We start from the raw sequence: 25,967 nt of genomic DNA on the forward strand, positions 1-25,967 counted from the left end.
GCCGGTACGTCACCGGCGCAATCCTTGTGCTATTTGCCCCCACGCAAATCAGCGCTATCCGACGGGTGCGACATATGCGGCTGCAGGTTTCCGATTTCGCCCATTGCCAGAGCCTTGGCAATAGCCTCACCGATATTCGCAGCACCCAATTTTCGAATCACGCTGCGCAGAATAAGCATGATTGTGACCTCATTCAGGTCGATGGTCTCGGAAATTTGGCTGGGGCGAAAACCGCTGCAAAACAGGAACAGTACCCGCGCCTCCAGCCTGCTGAGTATCTCCGATTCAAAAAGCACCGCGATTTCGCTGAACCGGTTCACGATTGCAGCGCCAAAACAGCAAACGACGCTAACAAGCTGGTCGCGGAGCTCACCCTCGAATTCCCGCTTTCCAAGCCCAGCGGTGATGAGCATCAATCCTTGTCCGATAACGACAGGAACAACGGCGATGTGACTGTGCTCGACCTTTCGAAGTTCCTGCAGGAAGCGCTTGCTGAGAAAATCGGGATAGTCCTGTTCGCTTATGGCAAGCGCATCAAACGGCACCAAACGCTTGACGGCCTCTTTGGTCATGGGGCAACCGCCACGTTCGCGCATGTCTACGGCCAGCTGTGAAATTACGCATGGATAGCGGCCAAAGGGTCTGATGGCCGGTCTTTTGTCGTCAATATCGCAAAACTTTACTGAAAGCAGCGCTATTTGAAGTTCCTGAAGGAGTGATTCCAACAGGCGGCAGGCGCTTTCAATGTCACTGCAAGTGCGCACGGCACGGACCAGTTGCGGAAGCGAGGGCGGGCCGCCGCCCGCGGCAGCATTCTTCGACGACAATGCCGTCATTTTGATCTCCGAATCACCGTACCTGAACCGCATTCTGGGCTTCAAGCACCAATCAAACAACAAACTCCCCTTTGGTGGGACCTTGCTTATCCACACAATTCGCGGTTCCCGGTCTTTGGCATGATGTGGGCCAACATCCCTTTGACAGGCTCAAATCTGGTGCCCGGTCAGCCCAACAACCATTTCTTAATGAATGAATGACACAGTGCCATCACCGGCTGGATATATTCCATGCATGATGCAGTGCCGGACCTCACGACGAGGAATGTTTCCTGAAAGTGCTCCGCGCCATTGGGCCGGGCTTGAGCAAGAAACATGCAGCCGTCGTGACCACGCTCCTTTGTCGACAATACGAAATCAACTCATGCACTGGCTTTGTGAAGCCAGGCTGCAGCAAAACCGTGACTGGTTTTTGCCGCTGTTGATCTGATTCGTTCAATATTGGGGTGCCCTTGCACAGTGGTATGCTCTCCTGACCACAAACTGATCGCATCTCGATATTGCTAAGACGCCAGGCCGCCCACAACCGGCCTGGCGTCTTTTCTTTTTCTGCCAGGGATCTCAAATCCTGAGCAGCCGGCCCGTGAATTTTCTTTTCCCGAAATCTGAAAAGAAAAATAGCGAACAAATACAATAGGCTGGCTTGAATTTGTGTATGGCAAATGCGGTTCAAATACGCACCGCCCTACCCTTGGAAACATCAGGTTGATTGTGCCTGGCGTATCCTCGGCATCCGCTCAGGATACTTCCGCGAAGGTCTTGTCGAATTCGGACAAGATCAACTCAACGAGTGAATCGACCGTGCTCGTCCGGTCAAGTTCGGTCACCAGAAGTTCCAGCACAAATTCCACCTTGAGCCGGGATTCAGCTGCACTGGCTGCAGAATGGCCGAGGATCGACTGCAGGCATGCCGACAATTGCTGATCAAGGTCGGCAACTTTTCCATCGTCGCCCGCCAGCAGTAGGTCTTCAATCCTGGATCGAAGAAGCCTGAATTGTTCAATCTTGTCGAGGAGCATATGCCGGTTGCTCGTTTGGGGTGGTCTAGGTCGACATTCCCCTTCCAGCCATTTCTGGCCGGTCGAATCTTGGGGCGTCAATGGGATAGTTCATGTTGAGACGCAGGGAAAGAGTTTATCTAACGTTAACCTTAATGCAAGAGGAGTGCAATTTCCAACAGGAGTGGCGGTTCCAGTGGTTGATGAATGCAAAATCTTGCTGCTATTCTGTTTCATGCGTCTCTTGTAGCGTGGGGCACAAGAGAGCGCATCTGGGGTCATTGAGGGGTCAAATGGTCCAATGGGCGCGCCTGCTGAGCTTTCCTCCATTGAGGAAAATGTCATGAAGTATCTGGTCTCCGGATTGACGGTCGGTGAGACCGCGGAGCGGCTTGGGCTGTCGAACCTGTTGATTGGGTCGGTGCTTAAAACCGTTCGCCGGAAACTGGCTGCAAAAACCAACCTGCAGGCTGCGGCGCGGTTTGCTGTCCAGCAGCGCATCCGTGCCTAGAGCGTGTCCGAAACGGACATCAGGGATTGAGAGAGTATTCCGCTTCGCTGTGATGCGCTGCAGTCGCAAGATGCGCGTTGTCGCTTACCGGCCCGGCAGCTTCAGCATAGGCTCTGCTTCTGTCTGCACCGGATATTGTACCCGGCGCCCCCGAACCCTGGCGTGCCGGCAGAAGTGTACCAGTGTCCAAGCCGTGCACAATCGGGGATGAAGCTTGTATTACAGTTGCTGACGGTACCGCGGAAGCCTCGGCGGCTCCAATCGGCATGCTTTCCCGCACTGACCCATTCTGTAGGCGCACTGCACTGCTTCTTCCGTAATGTTCAGTAGAATGACGGGCGTCATGTAAGTACAAATGCAGCTGCGCAGATGAAATGGTCATGTTGTTCTCCAGACTGCGGAGATGTTGTCAGCCTGTCCTTGCCCGAAACTTGCGGTGATCAGCGATTGGCAAGCACTCGCCCATGAACCCGGAATGCAAGACTGCATGGAAACAGGCATATATAAAAGTGTACTATGAATATTATAAACCTTAAGATTGCATCACGCCAACCGGCAAATCAAACCCCTGTCTTTACCAGTGGCATTGATCGCGCACCGAATTGATACGCGTACGCAGATCATCGATATCGAATTCCACCTCGATCTCCGAATACTGTTTGTCGAGGGCATTCAGATACAAGGAGCCGCCTTGCAGTATCTCCATAAGAAACGGTACTGCCCTGTATCCCTCCCAAACTCCGAGGATATTGTTGGCTGTGCCAGCCAGCTTCAGCTCGAGAACCTTCTCGGCACCACCATCCACCTGATAGAGGATTTCCGATCTCTCGCGGTAGTCCGACATTTCCTGTTGCGGAAAATAAAATGCCAGATTGGTTTCGTTTCGAAAACACCGCACACCAAACCGTACAAACCCGGCAGGAATGCCCCTGGCAGCGCGCGACTCAACTTCCAGAACAACTGCTTTTTCGAACCGGACAGGCTGCAGCCGCTGACTGCCATCATATGAGGTCTGCTTTGCAAGATCCTGCACCGGCGCGGGGCCGGACGGGTGCTCAGCCCGCGCTGCACCGCACTTTGAGGCGTACAGATTGATCAGTCCATCCTGGCTGCAGGCGCCTGCATTGGCCTCACCGGCCCCAATGAAAACGGCCGAAAAAATTGTGAACCCCAAAACCGCTTTGGCAATTGCGGCCGCCCGGTACCTGAAGCGCATGATTCGGCTCCCCTCGTTCGCTGAAGCAAAGCTACAGGCTCAGCCTTTTGCAGGGCTTGCCAGCGGAACCAAAAAGGGGATTGTCAGGATATAAGGCCCATCTTCAGGGAGAGATAAACGGCGTGAATGCGGTTTACCGCGCCGATCTTGCGGCACGCATTGACGATGTAATTGTTGATCGTATTTTCCGACAGGCCAAGAATAATGCCGATTTCAGAGCTGGTTTTGCCTTTGGCAATCCATCGCAGGCATTCCAGCTCGCGGCGGGAAAGTTCACCGTTCTTTCTGCCCTGTCTGCGGATGGCCAGCTCTACGATGCGATCATAAAGCAACATCGCGTAAAACTGGAGGCACATGAGCTCCATCTCGCTGGCGGCATGGCGGTCACCGGAAAAACAGACAACCCCATCACCTCCAGCCAGGTGATGGACCTTGAAAAGCAGGGTGTAGGTCAAGCCCGCATCAACAAGCCGCAACACCTGCGGGTCTTCCGTCATTTCTCCCGTGAGGCAAAACGGCCCGGCAGTACCAAGAATCGGCACGGACGGTTTGTCAGGGTCCACAGAAAGTGTTTCAGTCAGCGCTCCGGTTAGCCCGTCAGGCCAATTGCTGACCAACACCTCCCAGCCTGGCATATCCGGATTCTCATCGGTTCGTCCAACCACGCAATAATGGGAAAGGCCGTTCAAACGGCAGATACGCAGGCACACGCCTTCAAGATCACCATCAGACTCCGCCAGGCGAATTTGCTGCGGAATCGCAGCTTCTTCCAGCGCGTCGGGGGATTTCAGACTCGTGCCGGTGGTAGACGATATTGACTTGATCTAGACGACTCCCTTACCCACACACATTAGGTTGCGTGCCTTTTGTTGGCTAGAGGTCTTTCAAGCAATTTAGTTGCAAATATACAGGTTTCGGCACCTGCAATCTCAACAGTTGCCGAGCATGATTTCTTCAACCGCTTGGTTGTTTCGCCAACACAATTGGCAGTTTGCCGTCCTGTACGGGCACAAATCTCGCCGGGCTTTTTCTCGGCTTGCCGCTGGTTCAAGCGCTGACAACAGTGCCGGCATAATCAGCTTTTGCGCATCAGCATGTCCCGAACGTCTTCCTTGCTGACGAAATTCAAATCCTGCACCAGGACCGAATCGACAAAGCCTTCGCCCAGTTTTTCATTCAGCTTCTCGCGAAGTTCGTCGGAAAACGCAGCAACGTCAAAATCGTCCAGCTTGAAAATGTCCAGCTTCTTGTTGGCATGCATGCCCTTGATCACCAGATCGCGCAGCACCAGTTCAAGCGGGCGCTTGATCTGTTCGCGTTTGCCTTTTGCAATGGAAACCGAAAACTCCGCAATGACATAGCCGCGGATCTTCCGGTCGCGGATGATAACCGATGTGATCGGTGGAAGATTGACGTATTCGAGCTGAGGCTTGCCTTCACCCGACCCTGCACTCGGCAGGGGCTGGGTCGAGAAATAGAACATCGATCCTGCCAGAAGGCCCATCAGCCAGACACTTATGGCGATCGTCTTCAACATGACCTAAAACCCACCGGCACCGTTGGGGCCGTAGGTGCCGTCACTTTGGGCGCTGCGCATGGCGTCTTCGATTGTCCCGGCAAGTTCGCTGATCGCACCTGAACGGATTTTCAGCGCCTTCATGTTGCGTTCCAACCGGGACCTCAAATCACCCAGTTCCGCCTCAAGCGCCTGCGGCTTTTGTTGCTCCGGCCCCGGAGTTAACGCCGCCAGCTGGTTCATGATGCGGTGCTTGTCGGCAACAACGGAATCGAGCTTTGCATAGTCGTTTTCAGCAAGCAGGCGATGCTCGTAGTCAAGCAGCCGTGTGAGGTTGGCGACCACCTGGGAAAGGTGGCTGGCCGGTTTTGCGGCCTGATTAAACGGATCAATCATTGGCTTTGGGGCCTATGTGTTGCTGGATACCGATGCCACCTGCTTCAACAATCTGCCTGGCAACAGCATCGGTAAATACAGAAAGATAAAAGTCACCACCCGCCCCTTCTCCCAGGACGTTCTTGAGATCGCTTTCGACGACGTCTTTCAGCATGAAGGAAACCACCATGGTCTCGAATTGCTTCGCCGCGTCAGGCTTGTGCTGCGGCTCTGATATGTTGCCCGTTTCAGAGCCGGTAACGCTCCCGCCTGGGCGGACACTTTCAAGCGGGAACGGAATGCTGCAGTCCCCAACTCGATGGTGGGCGCCAGGAGCACAAGCTGCCCCCTGGGCTGGGGCCGCCCCTGCTGTCGTCAGGTTTACCGGGTTGATAGGCTGCGGCAAGGCGGTCCCTGTCTATGCTTCCACGATCTGCCGCAATGCTAGAAAGGCTAGCTTATCTGAAGCTGGAAAAGCGGCCTGGGTCACGGACCCAACAGCAGGATCGATGCTCTAAAGAAGTGAATCCACCAGCCGGCTTGCCTCAACATTGAAGCTGAAAATGATGTCATTGCCGATGAGGAGCAGGATATACAGCCCGCCGAAGATCAAAAACGGCGTCGACACGAAATAGATCGGAATTTGCGGTGTCAGCTTGTTCACCAGGCCGGCAATGAGGTTCACGATCACCGAATAGACCAGGATTGGCGCCGCAAGCCGCAAGGCAATGTTGAAGAAAGTTGAAAGGTCCGTGGCAAAACGTTCCACCACCACCGATGCATTGAGCACTTCGCCAGGCGGAAAAGCCTCGAAAGAAAGCGCCAGCGCCATGATGAAGTGAAGGTGCAGCCCGGTGACAAAAAACAATATCAGCGCCGCCATGTTGTAAAATGCCGACAGCGAAGTCGTTGGCTGGTCATCGCCAATCGGCGTTCCCGGTATGGGGTTCATGCCGACAAACTGCATCGAAATCTCGCCGGCAAAACCAAGCGCCAGAAACAGAAACCGTATCGGCACGGCCAGAATTGCCGCAACCAGCATCTCGCGAATGGTCACGACCACAAACCAGCCCGGCGTCGGCTCCTGCTGAAACAGAGGCTGGGCAGCCAGATCGCCAGCCAGAAAGAAAACCGAATAGGTTACAGCCAGCGAAAGGAACAGCCTTACCCGCATCGGAATCTGTGCTGCAGAAAAGCCCGGCAGAATCATGAATGCAGTCGTGGTGCGTACCGCGATTGCAAAGATCGCCAGAAAATAGGGGCTAAGGTCAGGAACCATTAATTAACGCGAAATGGCGCCCGATTTGACAAGAAATACGGGGAAAAGCTTGAAAAGCGGGGTTTATCCCCCGGTGACAAGCTTTGACGATGTAGTTCGCCTTCAAAACGGAGCGTCTTTCAGTTTGGGCAGATTTGCACGGATGATCGCGTCGCAAAGCGTTGCAAACCAGGCAGGTTACCTGCCGCCTTGCTCCTAATCCCCGCACAAATCTGCTCCAATCATTTCGTGTCAACTAATGGGTCCTGACCCTAAGCTGCTCCATCGCCGATTTCGCCAAGCACCTCGATATCGATGCCGCCGGCGATTTCCAGATTGGAGATTACCGGCTGCGAGGGAAACAGCCGCTCGATGATCATGCGCACATATTTGCGTGACTCCGGCGTTGTGGCGACGGCGAACTGGTGCCCCTGGTCAAACAATTCCTTGATCTTTTTCTTGGCATTGAGGCCGAAGCGCTCCAGCTCCTCACTGGGCATCTGGAACTCCATCAGTTCGCCTCTGGCGTCCTTTTGCAGGGCCTTGTTGAAGGCTTCATCCCAATGGGCGCCCATACGAAGAACCTTCAATTGCCCGTTCTGGGAAACCGTGCCGCAGATTTGCTGGGCAAGGCGCATGCGTACATGCTCGGCAATCTGTTCGCCGCGCTTGCAATACGGAGCAATCTCCGCGACTGCCTCCAGTACTTTCGTGACATTTCGGACCGACACCCGCTCCGCCAGAAGCATCTTGAAGACTGCCTGCAAGCCGGAAAAGGAAAGATGCGACGGCGTGATCTCTTCGACGAGTTTGGCATATTCGCGGTCCAGCCCGTCCATGAGCTGACGCATGTCCTTGTAGGAGAACAAATGGTCGAGATTGTTCCGCACCACTTCGCTCAGATGAGTCAGAACCTGGGACATCGGATCAATGACCTGGAAGCCCTGCAGTTTCAGTTCGGCAGCATAGATATCGGGCACCAGCCAGGCCGTACCGCCAAATGCCGGTTCCCTGACCGACTCTGCCTCATAAGGTATCTCTTCCGGCTTGCCGGTAATGATCATGACATCCGTCAGGCTCACCTTGTGCTGGGCGACCGACGTTCCAAACAGGCTGATCTGATAGCTTCTGGGCGGAAGGCTCAGGTCCTCACGCACCTTCACCTCCGGAATGACGAAGCCGTACTCGCTGGCAAATTTCTTGCGCATCCGGGAGATGCGGTAGCCCATCTCCTGATTGTCGACCAGAACCTTCAGGCCAAGCTGCTTGCCGACGGACAATTCCAGCGCGGCGACTTCCATCGAGGTCTGGATCGAGTCGGCATCCAGTTCTGCCTGCTCAAGAACCCTTGCTTCATCGGCCTCCTTGGCAGCGCGTTCCCGCTGTCCTTTTCTGACGGGGATGATGTAGGCGACCGAGGCCATCGCAATGGCCAGCAGGATGAACGGAAAGAACGGCAGGCCCGGCGTCAGGCTTAGGAAGGCAAGCAGGCCGGCTGCAACCACCAGTGCCTTGGGGTAGCCGGCAAGCTGGGAAATAACCGCCTGATCGGCCGAGCCGCGCGTGCCGCCCTTGGAGACCAGCAGGCCGGCGGCAAGCGACACGATCAACGCCGGGATTTGCGAAACCAGCCCATCCCCCACCGACAGGCGGGTGAACACATCTGCCGCCTCGCCAACACTCATGTCATGCCGCAGCACGCCGATGATGATGCCGCCAAAAATGTTGACGGCGGTAATGATCAAGCCGGCAATTGCATCCCCGCGCACAAACTTTGAGGCACCATCCATTGAACCGAAGAAGGAGCTCTCTTCTTCCAGTTCACGGCGGCGTTTCTGCGCTTCCTTTTCATCCAGCAGGCCCGCAGAAAGGTCGGCGTCGATTGCCATCTGCTTGCCGGGTATTGCGTCCAGCGTGAAGCGTGCGCCAACCTCGGCGATGCGCGTCGCACCCTTGGTAATAACCACGAAATTGACCGTTACCAGGATGATGAAGACGATAACCCCGATGACGAAATCGCCGCCCATGACGAATTTTGAGAAGCCGCTGATGATATCGCCGGCGGCACGCTCCCCCAAATGACCGTTGGACAGGATCAACCGGGTTGTCGAAATGTTGAGCGACAGGCGCAACATGGTGGCTATCAGCAGGATCGTCGGAAAGGATGAGAAGTTGAGCGGCTGCTGAATCCACAATCCCACCATCAGGATAAGGACCGACAGGGCAATGGAAAAAGCAAGCCCTATATCGATCAACGCCGGCGGAATCGGTAAAAACAGAATGGCAAGTATTACCAGGATACCGATCGCAAAGATCACATCCCGGCTGTGTTTGGAAATCGGATCAACCGGAGAAGATACTGCTGATGGGTTTGCTGAACTCGACATGCCCGACTTACCTTGCTTCTGTCATCTCTTTGCCCCGGAACATCGGTCAGAAACCGGTCGAGATGCGGTCATAAGTGAGCCTGGCCAGCAAGCCGAACTGGGCAGCCATGTAGGGTGCCGTGAAAGAGGCAACCACCAGCACGGCAACGATCTTGGGAATGAAGGTCAGGGTCATTTCCTGAACCTGGGTCAGCGCCTGCAGCAAAGCGATCAGCGTACCGACAACCATCGCGGTGATGATCATGGGCGCAGCAGACTTGATCAGAACGCTGAAGGCAAACTGCACCAGTTCCAGCGCTTCTGCCTCGTTCATTGTTGTTCCCCGTTTGCTAGTGCCGGCCAGGGCCGGCTGGTCGTCAGCTTATCGTGACAGAATGCGCGCGCCTTCGCCCATCTGCACCGTGCTTCCGTCTTCAAGATTGGCAATCACGCCACTGTTGTTCAGCGTGACCGAGGCAACCACGCCTTCTGTGCTGCCATCGGCCGAAGCGACGGTCGCGCCGATCAACTGTACCGCTTCACCCGCATTTCCCATGGAAAGCATCGAGGTCAGATGTTCATTGGTTTTGATCTGCTGCTCAACGCTGGAGAAAGATGCCAGTTGCGACAGGAACTGTGCAGGATCAGACGGATTGGTCGGATCCTGGTTTTTGAGCTGCGCAACCAGCAGGCTCAAGAAGGCATCATAGTCTGCCGTCTTCGAATTGTTGTCGGTTTTCGAGATCAGGTGCGCATTGTCACCGGACGAAACCACGGGCGGGATATTGGCCACGTTTCTTTCCTCTCCTGGAAGGATTATTCCTGAATTCCCTTTTCGGTGCCTTGTGCCTGCGCAAAGGCAGCAAACTTTGCAGCGCCCACCGAAGGCGAGTCGAGGACATCGGCCTCGATATCGAACAGGCCGCGCAGCGTCTTCAGTGCCTGGAAATTCTTTCCGGTGGAAACTTCGATATCCACCGCCTTTACCCCCTCAACCAGTTCGCGGTTTTCAAGGCTGTCCAGCAAGCCTTTCACCATGTCCTTGAATAGCACCCGTGCGTCCTCGGATACCGACGGGTCCATGAGCATGAGCTGTACGACGTAATAGAGCTGCTTCAGGGGGGTTGTCGCGTCCTCCTGCTGGAGAACATGGTTCTCGAGCAGGAAGGTGGCATCGTTCATCAGTTCCAGTGAGACCTTGCGGTCGACCCGCAAGACAGCCCCGTTGATGAAGATGCGTTCATTCGCTCTGAGGAAAATTTTCATTTTGGCCCACCCAAACCTTTTAACATGGTTTCGTTGACTTCCCTGACGATGCCAAATTCTACGTCAGCCTGCGATCGCATGGATTGCAGATGTTTCAGCACGAAAATTCCGACCGAGATGAACCCGGCCTTGAATTCCTTGCTGCAATCGTTGTCCGGCTGGGCAAGATCTTCCATGAAGAAACTCCACATCCGGACGTTATGGTGTATCGCTGTAGCCCTTGCGGCAGGGTTGCCCGGGTTTGCGATGGATTCATCGATCAGCCGGATTGCTTCAGCAAAGATTTCCTGCTCGCGTGCGCGGGCATCCTGCTGATCGTCTTCCAGCGTATCCATGTAAGCATGATTGAGCATAACCGCGGCCTTACAGGTAATTGATCAGCGAAAGCGCCTGGAGGCGCGATGTTGCTGCGTATGAAGCTTCAAGACTGATCATAAGCTGGTTGATGCGGGTGGCCGCTTCATAGGCGTCTATGCCCACCAGTTCTTCCACATGTGTGGTCAGCACATCCTTTTGCAGGGAGAGGCGCTCCTTGGCGTCATCGACCCTTTGTTCCATGACACCGAGGTTTCCCTGTGAAACCGCAAGGTCGGCGACGCTTTCAGCGGCCAGCTTGAAACCGCGGTCTGCAACGCCTTGCAATGCTCCATCGCCAATCGCCGTATCGGAAAACACCTCAACGAGCACGGCAGCCGAAACGGCAGTGCGAAAGCCCTGTGCATTTGCCGTCACCGGATTTTCAACGATCTCGCGCTGGGAAATGCGCGACCGCATGCCTCGGTCGGCAGCCCCGCTCCAAACCGTACTCCAGTTCGCATCATCGAAAAGACTGGCATAAGGGCCGTCGATAAATGCCTCCATCTGCGCTTTGGTGATGTTTTCAGCCAGCGGGTCCGTCGCCGCAAATCCGAAATGGGTCTGGAAGGCGGTTTCCACCATTGAGCGCGCCGCCGCCCCTTCCGTGCCGGCGAAATCAATCAGTGCCTTCTGGTCGGTGTTGATGCCGGAAAACACGAACTCGCCGTTGAAGCTGGTATTCATCGCCTGAACCATGCTGCCGGTGAGCTGTTCACCGATGGCTTTAAGCGTCGCACGTTCGATGTTGCCGCCAAGCGCGGCCGATACGTTTTCCATGAAGCCGTTCGTGGCATCGACCATGCTTCCCATGGCGGTCTGCATACCCGTAAGGCGGTTGCCGAGAAGGCCATTGAGCGTCCCGATCTGATCGAGAAATCCGATCTGGGATTCCATGTCGACATATTGCGAGGTTTGCCCGCCCAGACTCTTGCCGATATCGGAAACACGCCCGGAGAGCATTTCCTGATTGGCCACGTTAAGCTGCTGCTGCACCGACTGCGTGCGCGATTGCAGGCTGTGATGGAGTGCGTAGGTGCTGATCTGCCCAAGCTTCATTGCTGCCTCACACCGCCTGCAACAACTGCGCCAGCAGCTTGTCTACCGTGTTCATCACCTTGGCAGACGCCTGATAGGCGCGTTCGACCTGTAGCAGCGCCGCCATCTCATAATCGAGATTGGGGCCTGAATCCTCCTGAAGGGTCTCCTTGATGTGCGAGGCAAGATCACGCTGATAGGCAACCTTGTCGCTGATTTCCTGACGGTATTGCTGCAGGCTGTCCAGCGAACCCGATGCAAAGGAAGCCAAACTCAGGCTGGCGCCGAGGCCCGCCTGCAGGTCGAAGGAAACCTGCCTATCCAACGCCATGGAAAGTTCGAACAACCGGTCGGCATAGCCTGCCGCATTGCCGGTATTGGAAATGTAATCCGCATCGCCGTTGATGCCGCCATCACGCAGCAAACGAACATCGCCTCCTGCTGCGGGATCCACGAGCGGGTTGACGACGAGGCTCAATGCAATGCCTGGTTCAATCACGCCTGATGCCGGCACTGCCGGGCCGCCGCTCCAGGTAAACAGCCCGGCCAGCAGCGGCTTGCCACCCCCGGTCTGATCCGTTTCCGCAAACAGCTCAATGGCAGCACGGGCGATCTCGTCCATCTGGTCCTGCTGTTGCACAAGAATGGTGTCACGCAACTCCATCTGCCCTACCAGGCTGCCCGAATGAATGGGCAGGGAGTTGTTGCCGGCAATGGGAACGCCATCGACCAGCACCGCATTGCCGGTGGTGTTGGGCCCATAGAGCGGAATCGGCTCGAAGCTTACTTCCCTGGGCCTGCGGTCAAACAGGACAGCCCCGTTCGACGCTACCAGCATCATGTCGTTGTTTTCGCGCCGCAGGACGGAAACCCCGATCAATTCGGAAATCTCGCCAATAAGCGTGTCGCGTGTGTCCTCGCTGTCAAACGCATCCTGGCCTGCCGCGGCCGCTTTGACGATGGTATCGTTTGCTTCCTCAAACCGGCTCAAAAGTTCGGTAAGTCGCGAAACGCCATCGGAGATTGCAGCATCGGCTTCCTGGCGCAGGCGCAGAACGCCCTCATAGTTGTGATTGATCGTACCGGCGAAGCCCCGCGCGCCTAATACCGCTTGCGACAACAGCATTTCGTTCGACGGATTTGCTGCCGCCAGTTCCAGACTCTGCTTGAGCTGCTGCAGGGATGATGCCGCCGTGTTGGCAAAACCTTCGCCACCCTGCAACTGGGTCAGTTGATCCACGCCAGCCTGGATGACGCCGGACCGCGAGAGATTGGCACCAGCCGACAGCGATGCCCTGAAAATCGAAGTGTTGACTTCCCGGGCCACCTGTACCCGTGATGAAAACAGCGTGTCGGAATAGACTCGCGGATCGCGTCTTACATAGTCCGGATTGTTGACCCCTGTGATGTTGCGCGAAACGGTCGACAACACGTTCGAACTGGTGTTGAGCGAATGCGTTGCAGTCCTTAGCGCATCAGTTAGGGTCATGGCGGCTCATTAACGTTTCAGCGAAATCAGCACATCCATCAGGTCTGATCCGGTCTGAAACACCTTGGAATTGGCTGTGTAGCTGCGTTGCGATTCGATCATGATCGTCAATTCGGTCGCCATATCGACATTGGATTCCTCCACAGCACCGGAAACCAGGCTGCCGAAGCCGGGCTGCTCGGGAAGGCCAACAAGCACGTCGCCCGATTCAATGGTGGCCGCATAGGCATTGCCGGGAAGCGCCCTGAGATTGTCGGCACTGGGCACCGAGGCCAGAGGAATTTGATAAAGCGGTTCTGCATATCCGTTCTGGTAGATGCCGTAGACAATGCCGTTACCGTCAATTTCCATGCGCTCGACTGCAGCAGGCGAATTGCCGTCAACATTGGCAGTCGGCACGGAATAGCCGGTGCCAAGCTGGCTGATGCCGGTCAGGTCGAGCTCCAATTGCGCCGGCGGCGCGAACGGTACGGTCAAAGTGCTTGGCGAACTGCCCAGCAGGTAACCGTTGGCAGGATCAAAATCCAGCGTCTCCTGGGCAAGCGGGCCTGAAGAGTAGGGAAACCCGCCATTGGTGGAGGCATCCTTGTCATAGACTGTGACTTCCCAGGTCTCAGGCGCCGTTTTGGCAAAATAGACATCGATGGTTTTTTCGTTGCCCAGGCTGTCATAGGCCAGCAATGAGGTCTTGCCGGAAAATTCTGCGGTGGCGGTATTGGCTGACGGCAGATCCCCCGGCGCCACAACAGTTGCACCGGCCGGAAGGTTCGGCACCATTTCCGCCTGCGTACTGGCAACCGCAGTCAGGGCTAGAGTCGAAACATTGATCTGCTCAAGGCCGGCAAACCCGTTGGCAACCGGAGCGCTGGTCTGGTTGGCAATGTCGTAACCCATCAGGGCATACCCTGCCGCGTTGAGCAGATTGCCGTTTTCATCGGTATTGAACGAGCCTGCTCGGGTCAGGTAAAATTCCTGGCTTTCATCCTGAACGATGAAGAACCCTTCACCGCTGATTGCAAGATCCGTTGCCGAATTGGTTCCGCGAAGCGCGCCCTGCTGGCTGATCGCCGCACGCGAAACGCTTTGAACGCTGCCCGATTCATAACTCGCCGTGGCGTTGTCGAGCACCTGTGTACTGAACTCGATGGAGGTGCGCTTGTAGCCGGTGGTACCGGCATTTGCGATGTTGTCAGCTACGGTGGAAAGCCGGTCCGCCTGAACCGTCATTCCGGAAACGCTGGTTCTCATCATTCCGTACAAGCTCATGGGAGTCCCCGTAATTTTGCCTTGGATGGAACGATGTTAGGAATTGAATCTTGCCTGAAACTGACCGCAGGCCTGCAATCCCGCATCCTCAGGCACTCAAGGCCATCGGTCTGTCGTTGACCATCGTCACGAATTGCCGGTCGAGCTGGTAGCCGAGATAGCGCTTTGAATCGATCGGATCGCGGCCCAGCGCCTCGCGGAGCTTTTTCCGCAGCTTGGAGATGTGGCTCTCGATCACATTCTCATCGATATGGTCGTCGAACAGGCCGTATATCGCGCTGAAGAGTTGCGCTTTCGTCACACGGCGCCCGTTAACGCTCGCAAGATATTCGAGTATCCGGCGCTCGCGCCGCGGCAGGCTCAAAGGCTCGCCATTGATCATGGGATCGGCACCATCGAAGAAGATGGTAATTCTGTCCTGCCCCTCCGAACAGCCGCCAGCGTGCTGACCCAGCATTTCGTTGGGGACGCGAAGAATACGTTTCTTGATTGCGGCAATGCGCACCATCAGCTCTTCACAGTGAGCCGGCTTGCAAACCACGTCGTCGGCACCGGCGTGATACAGGCTGACAAGATCCTGAAGATTGCGATTGTCGAGTAGAGCGATAACCGGCACTTCAAGCCGGTGCCTGATGGCAGTGACGTGTTCGAGATCCTTTTCGCCGTCGCCGATCAATACCGCTTCCACCGCTGATACCTCATCCTTGCCGGACAAGGTCAGCCATTCAATCAGGTCGTCTCCCTGCATCTGCACAAGAAGCTCTCCGACCCGCTCAAACTGCTTGCGGTAACTTTCAACTACAATCTGTCGAGACTCTGAAAAGATGATCATCGCCCGCCCTCCGAATCACTCTGTTTCCCCGTAAACAAAGGATTAAAAGCGCAGGCACATATCGACCAATACGTGATTTATTACATATTTTATCTAGAGCTATAGAGATTTTCTCAAATCTTTAACTTTACAATAGGTGATTTCTTACTAGTAGGCAGAACTGGCACGTGGCGTTTACCCGCCAGCGGCCGTGGTCAATCGGCTGCCAATATCGTTATCCACAAGAAAAACAGAGGCCGTTTTGCTGTTAACTTTCTTCAATTATCTCCGGGTTTTACCAAGGGTAATATAACTGGTTTATAAAGCCATCCCGCTAAAATCGCCCTGCCCCTTTGGCGGTCTCCAGGGCACTGAACTGTCATCTGGCTGACTGAATTTCCCGGCAGCGGCAGGCATGTCGAAGCGAATTCGGATCTGCTTCAGAAGTACTGGACCTTCCCCATTACCCCGCCATCCGGCCGCCTTTCGCTTCCGGTTGACTCGTGTGGATCATCGCTGTCATCCCGGCTTGCCGGCTCGCGTTCCTGCCGGCCATGTGAGGGCTGTTCGCTCATTGTGGAGCCAGGACCATTTCGTGCAGGGCCCTGGCCGTTGCGGTCCTGTTCGGAACCTGGCGCCAGAGCAGTATGCACAGCCTCACGGCTTTCGGTAATCCTGATATTGACTTCCTCCGGCTGGATTCCGATCAGCAAATAGCCTTTGACAATATCGGCCTTGGCCGTTTCCATCGCCTGGGTCGCCGAGGCGCTGTTTGTAATGATCTCTACATCGATACGGCTTGCGCTGCGCACCATATGGACCTTTATTTCGCCCAGGCTGCGCGGGACCAGGGACAGCTCCATCGTTCTTGCAAGGGGAGTAGTGCTAGTATTCTCCCTGGCAAGACTGATGAGTGCGGTTTGTACCGATTGCTGGGCCTGAGGTACTGTCGCGGTCACCGCATTTGCGAACGACAGTGCAGCCGTCTGTCCGCCAGCCTCGCCTGCCCGGATCGAACCCTCCCTGCCCGTCACGGATTGAAATGCCGGACGCAACATGTCCAATTGGTTTGAGAGTTTGGCTGAGAAATTCTGCGGATAGTCAGCTCTTCCGGCAGACATTCTAAATTCGGTGACACTGACAAGCGGCCGGAATTCAGAAGTCGATGACGCACGCTGCATGCTCCCCGCATCAGCGGATTTCACTGGCCGGGAGCGAACGTCAATGCCTGTATGGGCGGCATTCAGGCTGGCGTGCAAGGGACGCACTTCCGCACTCGCAGCCTTTGCAAACCCGGTTTCACCTGCTCCTGCCGGCGAACCGGCAACTGACGCATGGGCCGGCATGACAATCTGCGCTGCTTGTTGTTCCATCGGGACTTCAGCCGCCACCGGCGCGGCCTGGAAGGCGGCTTCATCCTCCGGGGCAGATGACTGCAGAGTTTCTGTATGCGTGCCGGAGGCAACATCGGAAGCGTCCTCTACCATTTTATTTTCCACTACAAAGGACCCGGCAGCTTCCGGTTCTTCCGGTTCGATCGAATCCAGCGGCAACGCCCCCGCACCCACATCGAAAATATCAGCCGTTTTTTCGCCGGCCTGCGCCGCGTCGGGATCTACTTCATGGCCAACAGGCACGATTTCGATATCCCAACCGTCGGTCAAGTCATCAGTTTGCCCTGACGAGGTGTTGCTTGCGGGCTCGGAAGCTGCTTTCGGAAGATCGTTCGCCGGAAACTCGGGCAAATGAAGCTTGGCTTTTCCGCCATGCTCTACCAGCCGCTCCTTCAGCCCGGCAGCATTCAACAAACCGCTGATGAAATTGGCAGTGTTCATTTCAACTCCACGGGTTCCAGTTCATTCAGCTGTTCAAACAACGCATCTCGGCGTGCAATGACCTTCTGGCTTTCAGTGGCAACTTCGTCCGCTATGCCTTCTTTCGTCTGTGCATCTGCCATCTGCTTGCCTGCCATCCGGCCCAGCATTGCGGTTTTGATACGCGGTGCCTCTTCGCGTTGCTGAAAATCGAAACCCAGCCTGCCGGCCAGTTCGGTGACAGCGTCGAGAAGGCGAATATGGTTGTGGTCAAGCTTTTCACGCGAAATGCCACCAAGCAGCATCTTGGCTTCATCCATGGTTTCGCGGTTCGGCAATAAAGCTGCCGCTCGGTAAAGATTGAGCCGGTGCTCGACCGCGCTATTGGAAGCCGTCAACGCAAGTCCCGTGTCGGCTGCCCAGCGCGCAAGGGGTAACCTGCCAAGACCAACCGCTTTCTGCGCAATCAGCGAGACGACCTTTAGCTGTTTTTCAGGGCTCAGCCTGGTGATCACTTCGCGCAATTGCGGCTCGATCAAAGGGAAATCCTGCTCGGTGATCAACAAGGATGACTGGTAGAAAACCCGGACAAAATCGCCGAAATAGGGCGAGTTCGAAAAGCGCTCATTGTAATTTCTCACCACGCGGCTGAGCTGGCGGGCATCCTTTTTCATGCCGGCAATCTGAACCAGACGCCGCAATGCGGTCTCTTCAATCAGGGTTCCAACCGCTAGCCGCCGCGACGTATTCAGCAATTTCTCGGCCTTTGCCATGTCGGCATTCCCCACGACAATGGAAGCAGCGAAAGCAAATTGCCCGCGCATGGAGGGTGGATAATCAAGCGGCGAGAAACCGGAAAAAAACCGCTCCGCTGCCTTCATGTCCTTGTCGGCATATGCCTTGGCTATCCTCAACGGCAAGGTATCGCCCTCCGACAACGTCGTTGCCTTCAGCGCGATTTCAGCAACCAGTGGATCGCCGCCGATCAGCACAAAGACAGCGGCTGCATCAAGATTTCGCTGGTTGTTCCACACCGACCAGTCGGCCCGCTTCATGCGGGCGCCAACAACCAGAATTTCCTGGCGGTACTGTTCCAGTGCGCTGGCTTTGCCGTTGACCAGCGTATCCTGAAGAAGCTGCAAATCGCGCAACAGAACCCAGGGCTGAATACCTTCTATCGGCAAAGGCTGATAGGAAAGTTGCCGCCGTTGCGGTTTTTGTTCGCTTTCTTCCGCGCCTTCTGCACGCTCCCCTTCAGCTTGTGCATGCTCCGCCGCGCCGTGAGAACCGTCTTTGGCACCAGCGGCTGCAGCATCTTGTGGCAGCGCTGTAGCGACCAGCATGGCAAGCAGGACTGGAAAAACAGTTGCGGGTCGAAACAGCGCCACGGTTACTTGCTCCGCAAAATCAATTCGATGCGCCGGTTGCCGGAAGCAAACGGGTTATCGGGAAACTTGAGCGTGCGGTCGGCATGCCCCTCAATGCGTTCAAACCGTTCATCGGATAATCCGCCATCAATCAGCACATACCTCGCCATGTGCGCACGGGCAGTAGACAGGCGCCAATTGTCGTAGTCCTTGCCGCGATAGGGCCGACCATCGGTGTGCCCCAGGATCGATACATTCTTCCCGGAACCGGAAATTGTGTTTGCCACATCGCGTAACGCCATGATCATCGCCTTTGTCGGCTTTGCCGAACCAACTGAAAACATCAGGGCAGACTTTCCCTCCATGAGGGCGACCTTGATCGTTCCGTCCGCCATGTTTTCCACTTCAAAGGGAAGTTTTTCGCCATCCACCGGCTGCTGGTTTTCCAGCGCTGAACGAATATCCTCTGCGATTTTCTGATTGGCATCGGCGGTTTTCTCCGCATCCGCATCAGAAACGTTCTGAGTTTCCTCTCCCCCACCCTCTGCTGCTTCGGCCTGCAATTTCTCTGCAGATTGCGGCTTTACCGCCTCTTCGCCGGCTGGCGTGGTAACCTGCTCCTCGGCCTCCTTGGGAAATGGCTGGGGCACCGCCCCTTCTCCGGTGTTTTCAGAATCACCGAATTTCAGATTCCAGGCGGTCGGGTCAAACGGGTCCTGAAAGGATTTGCCATCCGACAGCCCCTTGGCGTTGGAAGCGGACTTCTTGCCGTCGGCAATCGCTTCCGGCTTGCTGGTGTCATCGCCAATCCCGCCGGCAATATCCGATATCAGTGAAAACGGATCGACGAAGATTGCCTGTTCCTCATATTTTGAAACCGGCTTCTGCTCGCCTTCCTCGGTGGGGCTTCGATTGGATGTAATCGTTGTCGTATCGGACTCGATGTCCTCATCCTGCGTGATGTCACCATATTTCGGATTCTTCACACCCCGCGGATTGGTGGTCGTATCCATCAGCTTGACCGGGTTGAAATAGCTGGCAACGGCCTTCTTGGTTTCCTCGTTGGATGCATTGATCAGCCACATGACAAGAAAGAAGGCCATCATTGCCGTCATGAAGTCGGCAAAGGCAATCTTCCACACGCCGCCGTGATGGTCGTCATGATCGCCATGGCCGCGCCGAATGATGATGATCTCGCCATGGGCCATCTCATCTTCCTTCATGCGATCCTCCTGGCAATATCGCTTTCACAAAACCAATTGCTACGCATCGACGGTCACCGGCACGCCATCCTGCTTGAGCCACTGGCGAATGGCGATGGCGGAGCGGTGGCCGCCTTCTGAAACAAACTCTTCCAGCTTGTCGCGCAGTTCAGCTTCCTGTCGGGCGATGGCCTCAATTGATTCGGCGGCAGGATTGACCCCGGCCAGGCCGGCAGTCTGCCCCTGGCTCGACAAGGCCGGATTGCTTCCGGCAGCCGCACCTGCCGTCAGTTGCGGACTTCCCTCAGCCTGCGCCACAGCGGCTCCGCCGTTTGGCGGCAACGCGCCAACTCGGGGTGCAGAATCGGGATTGGAGCGGCTGAGAAAGGCTAGCAGCGGGCGAATACCCAAAAGTGCGAACAGCAAGGCGGCGATGATGAGGCCTATTGCATTGATCAGCGCTCCGGTATGCATCGTAAACAGCCGCATCAGCGAGAACGGCTCGCCGGCGGCAGCTTCTGCCTCGGTCGGCATGAACTCCACCATGCTGACCTTTACCGCATCGCCCCTGTCGTCACGGATCGACAAGGCAGACCGCACGATGGCTTCAAGATCAGCAAGCTTGGCATCAACATCTGCCTGGGACGGGTTGGCGCCCAGCAGTGCGTTGATGCGGGCCTTGTTGACCACCAGAGCCACGGACAGCGATTCCACCGCATAACCTTCCGACACCACCTCAACGCGCTTGCGGTTGATCTCGTACTGGGTGCTTTCCTCGCGCCGCTCGTTGTTTTCAAGCGATGACTGTCCTGAAGCACCTTCTGCTGCAGCATCCGGCAGGGATTGCTCTATCGTTGTGGCCTGTGAAGTTTCCTTGTTCTGGCTCGATCCTGCTTCGCGCACGATCTGGGTCGAACGCTCGACTTTCGAATCGGGATCGAACAGGGTTTCCTCCGAACGGCGCAGATCGCTGTTGAGTTTGGCAGTAACCGAAACACGATAGTTCTCGCCGCCAAGATGGGCTCCGAGTGCACTGGCAACCTTGGCCTGTGCTTCTTTCTCGAATTCCCGTTCAAGGTCGACCAGCTTGTTGGTCGCGGTCATTTCCGCAGACGTCAGCAAGGTGCCATTGGCATCGACGATCGTGACATTGGCAACATCCAGGCTCGGCACTGCTGCAGCCACCATGTGACGCACTGCATAGATCGAGGAAGATGGCAGGCGGCCATAAGTCTTCAATACCACCGACGCAGTGGGCGCGCCTCCAAGCGCGCGGCGGTAGACGTTCTTTTCAGGCATCACAATGTGAACCCGTGCAGAATTGATGCCGGCGATCATCTGGATGGTCCGCACCAGTTCTCCCTCGATCGCCCGCTTGTTGGTAACATCCTGCATGAAGGAGGTAAGGCCGATGGTATTCATGCGGTCGAAGAGTTCGTACCCGCTTTCCTGGCTGGAGGGCAGGCCGTGTTCTGCCAATATCATTCGCGAACGCCCGACCATCGCCGGCCCCACACTGAGCGATCCTGAATCGGGATTGGCGGAAAACCCGATATTGTTTTCCGCCAGGATCCGGCTCATCGCATTGATGTCTTCGCGGCTCAGATTGGTATAGATCGACTGGGTCGCAGGCTTGTTCAGTGTGACGCTGATAACAAGAGCCGCAATGATCGAAATCATCACGCCGGCGATGATGCCGATTTTCTTGCGTGTATCGAGCCCGTTCAGGACGTTGAGCAGGTTAAGCAAACGAGACTGGATATCCATGTGACCTCCGATAATGAAACCACCATGGATCAGCTACCTTGCCTGAAAATTGCAGGTTGGCGCCGCTGCAAGAAAACAGCGCCATAGAGGGCGCTGCAAGTTTGAGGGAGGAGCCTGGTTCTGGGGTCTGGGCTTGATTGGGAGGCTGTTCTGCTAGCCGCGGAACAGCGACAGAATATTCTGGCTGTTGGCATTGGCAATGGAAAGCGACTGAATGCCAAGCTGCTGTTGCACCTGCAGCGCCTGCAGCCTGGTTGATTCCTCGTTTAAGTCGGCATCAACCAGTTGGCCTATGCCGCGATCCACCGCATCCATGAGATTGCTCACGAAACTCTGCTGCAATTCAATGCGTGCCTGGGCAGAACCCAAATGGGTTGCCGTGGTTGTCATCTGCAAAAGCGCCGAATCCACGAACGAGATCAACTCGTCGATATCGGTGTTGTCGATGTTGGCGGCGGTAATATCCAGTGTGGAAACCGAAACCGTGACCGCCCCGCCGCCGGTGGTAGTGGTTTCCGTATCAAGAACGCCGCTCTGGTCGTTGTCGTCGTAAAGCTTCACAGTGGTCAGGTCGATGGTAATCGTGCTGACTGCCACACCTGTATCGCTGCGGCTGAAGGAAGAGACCACCTCTTTCGTCGCTGTATAGTTCGGGAGGCTTGAATCGACTGCCAGCCAGTTCTCTCCGGAGAATGAAGCTGCCTCCGCGTTTCCCCGCAACTGGGCCTGCAATTCGCTGATTTCGGACTGGATTTTTGCCCGGTCAACGCCAGGCTCACGGGCAGCAACCAACTTGGCCTTAATCTCGTCGACTGCATCAATGCTGGAAGAAACCGCAGTATACATCACGTCGACAGTAGCAGCGCCCAGGCCGAGTGCATCCTGCACCGTGGAAAGTGCCTTGTTGTCCGACCGCATGGTTGTCGCGATCGACCAATAGGCTGCATTGTCCCGCGCTGACGCAACCCTGAAGCCGGTCGAAATGGCGTTCTGGGTATCTTCCAGAGCCTTGTTCGTAACCTTCAAAGACTGCAGAGCAGTCATGGCCGAGGGGTTGGTATTGATACTGGACATGGTCTACCTCGCTGACATTCGTGGCTGCCAGGCGAAGTTGGAATGCAGTTCAAACCCTCTGGCACCTGTCGCTAGGTAGCAGCCAAAGCTTGCGCGAAAATGGAAAGGCCGCCGCCCGTATGGGCAGCGGCCAATCGATTTCCTGTGACTGATGCCTTCCCTTCAATACGAAAAATGGCGTCAGTTGAGGGAGTGCCCCCTTATTAGCGGAACAGCGACAGGATGCTCTGAGCACCGGCGTTGGCGATCGCCAGGGCCTGAATACCCAGCTGTTGCTGCGTCTGCAGCGCCTGCAGCTTGGTTGATTCCTCGCTCATGTCGGCGTCGACGAGCTGGCCAATGCCACGATCAATGGCATTCATCAGATTGCCAATGAAGTCGGTTTGAAGATCAACACGTTTGGCAGCCGAACCAATGTCGGCGGCAGCTGTGGTCATGTCCTGCAGCGCACTATCGACATGGGAAATGAGTTCATCCATATCCGTATCGTCGATGTTGGCAGCGGTAATGTCGAGCGTGGAGACCGAGACAGTTACAGCACCGCCACCGGTGGTAGTAGTAGTAGTGTCCAGGATACCGCTCTGGTCATCAGCATCGAACAGCTCCGTGCTGGTGATATCGATTGAGATCGTGCCAACTGAAACACTACCGTCCGAAGCACGATTGAAAGATGCAACGACATCTTTCGTGCCTGAATAGTCAGCTGCACCGGAATCAACACTCAACCAGTTCTCACCTGAGAATGAAGCCGCAGTGGCAATTGATGTCAGGTTACTCTGCAGCTCGGAAATTTCTGCCTGCACCTTGGCCTTGTCAACACCCGGTTCACGAGCAGCCACCAGCTTGGCCTTGATCTCGTCAACCACATCGATAGCGGCGTTAAGACCAGTATACGTGGTGTCGAGTTTGGCAGCGCCAAGACCCAGTGCGTCCTGCACCGTGCCAAGGGCCTTGTTGTCGGAGCGCATGGTGGTCGCAATCGACCAGTAGGCAGCGTTGTCTTTGGAATCTGCAACCCGGTACCCCGTAGAGATTGCATTCTGCGTCTTTTCCAAGGACGCGTTGGTCATCTGCAGCGACTTCAAAGCCGTCATCGCCGCGACGTTTGTATTGATACTGGACATTGATTACGTCCCTTTTCATTAGCAAAAAGCAATTGGGACATTCCGGAATTCCGGCTCACACGCTGGGCATCATGCCACAGACCCCTTCCCCGGGTCCGTTGCGCGAGGTTGCCGAAACTCTAGATCGCAAAAAATAAAAATTGGTTAACCGAGCCGCCTGGCAGTCGCAATCGCTGTCATATTTGTGCGATTGGACTGCTCATTGCCGGCTGAAATGGGCCTGGGTCATGAGCTACAGCACGAAGGTAACCGACTCCAGCAATTCGCCCACCAACACGTTCCATCCGTCGATCAGGACGAAGAACAGTACCTTGAAAGGAAGCGCGACGACCGTCGGCGGAAGCATCATCATGCCCATCGACATGGTGACGGTGGCGACGACCAGGTCGATGACCAGAAACGGCAGCAAAATCAGAAAGCCGATTTCGAAACCGCGGCGCAGTTCAGAAAGCATGAAGGCGGGTATGATCGTGCCCAGGGCGATGTTTTCAGCCGTAGGCAAGGCTGAACCACTGTCTGCCTGCCCTTCATCGCCACCGATCTGCGCATCCTGGTCTTGCACGGGTTCTGACTCGCCGGATTGAGGCGACTGGTCTTCATCGGCACTGCGTTGCCGGTTGCCGCGCTTGAAGTCCTCGAACAAGGCAATGTCGGCCGGGCGAACGTTACGCATCATGAAGCCCTTGAACGGGCCGGTTACGCGCTCATAGGCTTGTTCCTGCGATATGTCATTGTCGAGCAGCGGCTGGACGCCGTCCTGCCAGGCCTTCTGAAAAACCGGCTCCATGACAAAATAGGTCATGAAGATGGAAAGCGAGATGACAATCAGGTTCGACGGTGTCGATTGCAGGCCCAATCCGCTTCGCAGAAAGGAAAACGCGATGATAAAGCGGGTAAAGCAGGTCGTGGTGATCAAGATTCCCGGTGCCAGCGAAAGCACTGTGAGCAGGATAATGCCCTGAATGATACGGCCTGAAAAAGTCGCTGACCCTTCCGGAATGAGATCCGTCAGCAGATTGGCATCCTGGGCAAGCACGACGGTCGGCGCCAGTATCACCAATGCCACTGCCGGCAATGCCGCAAACCAGCGCACGCCGCTCACTCCACCACCATGGTCAGGATCAGCACATCGCTGACGGAGCCATCGGTTGCCAGCCTGGCCCGGTCCAGCAGATCATCCTGTAAATGCAGATACCCGCTGGGAGAATAGAGCAGGTTCATGTCGGAACTGCGCAGATACCGTGCGACATCGGCCAGAATGCGTGTCTTTGCCGTTTCATCGGGAACCGACTGACCGTCCTCAAGCACCAGGGCCAGTTCAAGACGCAGCCAGGCATTGTCGTTTTTCGGCAGCGTTACAATGATCGGTTCAAGCATCACCGTTTGCGAACCATGGGAGAGTTCATCGCCGCGGCCGGATTTCGACCCTGTGCCGTGAGCGGCAGCTCCGGCGGCAGTTGCCATCTTCGTGTCGGATTGAGCCGATCCCTGGATCATCTGGCCCATGAAAAAGCCCAGACCGACCGAAACCAGGGACAATACCGCGATAACGGCGATTGAAATCAGCGGAGACGCCTTTTTTGGCGCCTCTTCCTGTTCTTCCTCTTTTGGTTCCGGTTTTGCCATCGCCCTATTGTGTCCGTGTCAGCCGGGCAAGAAAGGAGCGGGGTCTTTCGGTGACATAACGGCTGTTATTGCCGCCATAGGAAATCCGGGCCTCTGCGATTTTCTCGTACGGAATTGAATTGTCGGGCAGAATGTCCTTTGCACGAACGATGCCGGTCACCGTCAGCACCCGCATCTGGTGGTTCACGCGGACTTCCTGGCTACCCCGGATCAGCAGGTTGCCATTCGGTGACGCATCAATGATCGAGGCTGCAATCTGCAACTGAATGCGCTCGGCCCGGTTTACCGTCCCGCCCTTGGCCAATCCGGTTTTTGCATCGAGATTGCCGCCCAGATCGGTCGCCGACAGGTCGTGATTGAGCAACGATCCGGAAAAGTCGAGACCCACAGAGCCGTTCGCCTCCAGATCGACATCAGAACGGTTGTTGAGCCGCGCACTGTCGTTGATCAGAATGCGTACCGTCAGAATGTCACCCACCCGGTAGGCACGGGTATCGCGGAAATAGATCGCATCCTGACGGTTCCAGATGCCGTTGTCCTCCATCTCCACGCGATGGCTGGCCTTGATAACCGCAGGTTCCGGCTGAATCAGCGACTGTTGCAGCGGTTCGCTGGTCGATACCGCCGACATCGGCGGCGGAGTGCCCATGTCATGGAATGAGGGCGCAGCGCATGCTGACAACAGTGCGGCAC

The 25,967-nt window shown here is 55.9% G+C and carries 27 protein-coding genes; 1 reads left to right on the forward strand and 26 read right to left on the reverse strand.

Annotated features, from left to right (window positions below):
* Positions 1-29: 29 nt before the first annotated feature.
* Together BVL55_RS11760 and BVL55_RS11765 are read right to left on the reverse strand one after the other, a co-directional pair.
* Positions 30-836 carry a helix-turn-helix transcriptional regulator gene (locus BVL55_RS11760; protein WP_162841499.1) on the reverse strand — a complete coding sequence of 269 codons (807 nt, stop codon included), beginning with the start codon at positions 834-836 and terminating at the stop codon, positions 30-32.
* A 737-nt stretch (positions 837-1,573) separates the two neighbouring features.
* Entirely contained in the window at positions 1,574-1,855 is a 282-nt protein-coding gene (locus BVL55_RS11765; RefSeq protein ID WP_075997054.1) for a hypothetical protein, read from the reverse strand.
* A gap of 280 nt (positions 1,856-2,135) precedes the next feature.
* Between BVL55_RS11765 and BVL55_RS11770 the strand changes: the two genes are divergently transcribed.
* Complete coding sequence (locus BVL55_RS11770) at positions 2,136-2,345, forward strand: LuxR C-terminal-related transcriptional regulator (RefSeq protein WP_075997055.1); 210 nt, start codon at positions 2,136-2,138, stop codon at positions 2,343-2,345.
* A gap of 574 nt (positions 2,346-2,919) precedes the next feature.
* Here the strand turns inward: BVL55_RS11770 and BVL55_RS11775 are convergent.
* The 24 genes from BVL55_RS11775 to BVL55_RS11885 form a co-directional block, all read right to left on the reverse strand.
* Positions 2,920-3,561 carry a hypothetical protein gene (locus BVL55_RS11775; RefSeq protein WP_075997056.1) on the reverse strand — a complete coding sequence of 214 codons (642 nt, stop codon included), beginning with the start codon at positions 3,559-3,561 and terminating at the stop codon, positions 2,920-2,922.
* A gap of 83 nt (positions 3,562-3,644) precedes the next feature.
* The gene (locus BVL55_RS17225; protein WP_075997057.1) at positions 3,645-4,196 is read right to left on the reverse strand and encodes a helix-turn-helix transcriptional regulator; all 552 of its coding nucleotides are present in this window, start codon (positions 4,194-4,196) and stop codon (positions 3,645-3,647) included.
* Positions 4,197-4,636: 440 nt separating this feature from the next.
* Positions 4,637-5,098 (reverse strand): hypothetical protein, encoded by a 462-nt coding sequence (locus BVL55_RS11785; RefSeq protein WP_075997058.1) that lies wholly within the window; start codon positions 5,096-5,098, stop codon positions 4,637-4,639.
* Positions 5,099-5,101: 3 nt separating this feature from the next.
* Positions 5,102-5,473, reverse strand: coding sequence for a hypothetical protein (locus BVL55_RS11790; protein ID WP_075997059.1), 372 nt, complete (start codon positions 5,471-5,473; stop codon positions 5,102-5,104).
* Positions 5,466-5,642, reverse strand: coding sequence for a rod-binding protein (locus BVL55_RS16595; protein ID WP_162841500.1), 177 nt, complete (start codon positions 5,640-5,642; stop codon positions 5,466-5,468). The genes BVL55_RS11790 and BVL55_RS16595 overlap by 8 nt, the downstream gene beginning before the upstream one ends.
* Positions 5,643-5,966: 324 nt before the next feature.
* Positions 5,967-6,731 (reverse strand): flagellar biosynthetic protein FliR, encoded by a 765-nt coding sequence (locus tag BVL55_RS11795; protein ID WP_075997060.1) that lies wholly within the window; start codon positions 6,729-6,731, stop codon positions 5,967-5,969.
* A gap of 251 nt (positions 6,732-6,982) precedes the next feature.
* Entirely contained in the window at positions 6,983-9,097 is a 2,115-nt protein-coding gene (gene flhA / locus BVL55_RS11800) for a flagellar biosynthesis protein FlhA (protein ID WP_075997061.1), read from the reverse strand.
* A 46-nt stretch (positions 9,098-9,143) separates the two neighbouring features.
* On the reverse strand, positions 9,144-9,410 hold the full coding sequence (locus BVL55_RS11805; RefSeq protein ID WP_075997062.1) for a flagellar biosynthetic protein FliQ: 267 nt from the start codon (positions 9,408-9,410) through the stop codon (positions 9,144-9,146).
* Positions 9,411-9,458: 48 nt separating this feature from the next.
* Positions 9,459-9,869: a flagellar hook assembly protein FlgD gene (gene flgD / locus BVL55_RS11810; RefSeq protein ID WP_244530500.1), complete on the reverse strand. Its 411-nt coding sequence runs from the start codon at positions 9,867-9,869 to the stop codon at positions 9,459-9,461.
* A gap of 23 nt (positions 9,870-9,892) precedes the next feature.
* Positions 9,893-10,342 carry a flagellar biosynthesis repressor FlbT gene (gene flbT, locus BVL55_RS11815; protein WP_075997063.1) on the reverse strand — a complete coding sequence of 150 codons (450 nt, stop codon included), beginning with the start codon at positions 10,340-10,342 and terminating at the stop codon, positions 9,893-9,895.
* Complete coding sequence (locus tag BVL55_RS11820; RefSeq protein WP_075997064.1) at positions 10,339-10,695, reverse strand: flagellar biosynthesis regulator FlaF; 357 nt, start codon at positions 10,693-10,695, stop codon at positions 10,339-10,341. Before BVL55_RS11820 ends, flbT begins: the two co-directional genes overlap by 4 nt.
* Positions 10,696-10,705: 10 nt before the next feature.
* Complete coding sequence (locus BVL55_RS11825; RefSeq protein ID WP_075997065.1) at positions 10,706-11,755, reverse strand: flagellar hook-associated family protein; 1,050 nt, start codon at positions 11,753-11,755, stop codon at positions 10,706-10,708.
* A gap of 7 nt (positions 11,756-11,762) precedes the next feature.
* Positions 11,763-13,223, reverse strand: coding sequence for a flagellar hook-associated protein FlgK (gene flgK, locus BVL55_RS11830; RefSeq protein WP_075997066.1), 1,461 nt, complete (start codon positions 13,221-13,223; stop codon positions 11,763-11,765).
* Positions 13,224-13,232: 9 nt separating this feature from the next.
* On the reverse strand, positions 13,233-14,489 hold the full coding sequence (locus BVL55_RS11835) for a flagellar hook protein FlgE (RefSeq protein ID WP_075997067.1): 1,257 nt from the start codon (positions 14,487-14,489) through the stop codon (positions 13,233-13,235).
* Between the two features lie 88 nt (positions 14,490-14,577).
* Positions 14,578-15,321, reverse strand: coding sequence for a response regulator transcription factor (locus BVL55_RS11840; RefSeq protein WP_075997068.1), 744 nt, complete (start codon positions 15,319-15,321; stop codon positions 14,578-14,580).
* A gap of 419 nt (positions 15,322-15,740) precedes the next feature.
* Positions 15,741-17,135, reverse strand: coding sequence for a hypothetical protein (locus tag BVL55_RS11845; protein WP_075997069.1), 1,395 nt, complete (start codon positions 17,133-17,135; stop codon positions 15,741-15,743).
* A complete protein-coding gene (locus BVL55_RS11850) occupies positions 17,132-18,502 on the reverse strand; it encodes a hypothetical protein (RefSeq protein ID WP_075997070.1) in 1,371 nt (456 codons plus the stop codon). The genes BVL55_RS11845 and BVL55_RS11850 overlap by 4 nt, the downstream gene beginning before the upstream one ends.
* Before the next feature lie 2 nt (positions 18,503-18,504).
* A complete protein-coding gene (locus BVL55_RS11855) occupies positions 18,505-19,704 on the reverse strand; it encodes a MotB family protein (protein ID WP_075997071.1) in 1,200 nt (399 codons plus the stop codon).
* A 39-nt stretch (positions 19,705-19,743) separates the two neighbouring features.
* A complete protein-coding gene (gene fliF, locus BVL55_RS11860) occupies positions 19,744-21,450 on the reverse strand; it encodes a flagellar basal-body MS-ring/collar protein FliF (RefSeq protein ID WP_075997072.1) in 1,707 nt (568 codons plus the stop codon).
* A gap of 153 nt (positions 21,451-21,603) precedes the next feature.
* Positions 21,604-22,524, reverse strand: a complete 921-nt coding sequence (locus BVL55_RS11865) for a flagellin N-terminal helical domain-containing protein (protein WP_075997073.1) — start codon at positions 22,522-22,524, stop codon at positions 21,604-21,606.
* A 203-nt stretch (positions 22,525-22,727) separates the two neighbouring features.
* Positions 22,728-23,648 (reverse strand): flagellin N-terminal helical domain-containing protein, encoded by a 921-nt coding sequence (locus BVL55_RS11870; protein ID WP_075997074.1) that lies wholly within the window; start codon positions 23,646-23,648, stop codon positions 22,728-22,730.
* Positions 23,649-23,880: 232 nt separating this feature from the next.
* Entirely contained in the window at positions 23,881-24,741 is an 861-nt protein-coding gene (locus BVL55_RS11875) for a flagellar type III secretion system pore protein FliP (protein ID WP_428977285.1), read from the reverse strand.
* Positions 24,742-24,746: 5 nt separating this feature from the next.
* Complete coding sequence (locus BVL55_RS11880) at positions 24,747-25,274, reverse strand: flagellar basal body-associated FliL family protein (protein ID WP_075997075.1); 528 nt, start codon at positions 25,272-25,274, stop codon at positions 24,747-24,749.
* A gap of 4 nt (positions 25,275-25,278) precedes the next feature.
* Positions 25,279-25,905, reverse strand: coding sequence for a flagellar basal body L-ring protein FlgH (locus BVL55_RS11885; RefSeq protein ID WP_205410795.1), 627 nt, complete (start codon positions 25,903-25,905; stop codon positions 25,279-25,281).
* Positions 25,906-25,967 lie beyond the last annotated feature (62 nt).

Origin of the sequence: Salaquimonas pukyongi (assembly GCF_001953055.1) — a bacterium.
Classification (GTDB): Bacteria; Pseudomonadota; Alphaproteobacteria; order Rhizobiales; family Rhizobiaceae; genus Salaquimonas; species Salaquimonas pukyongi.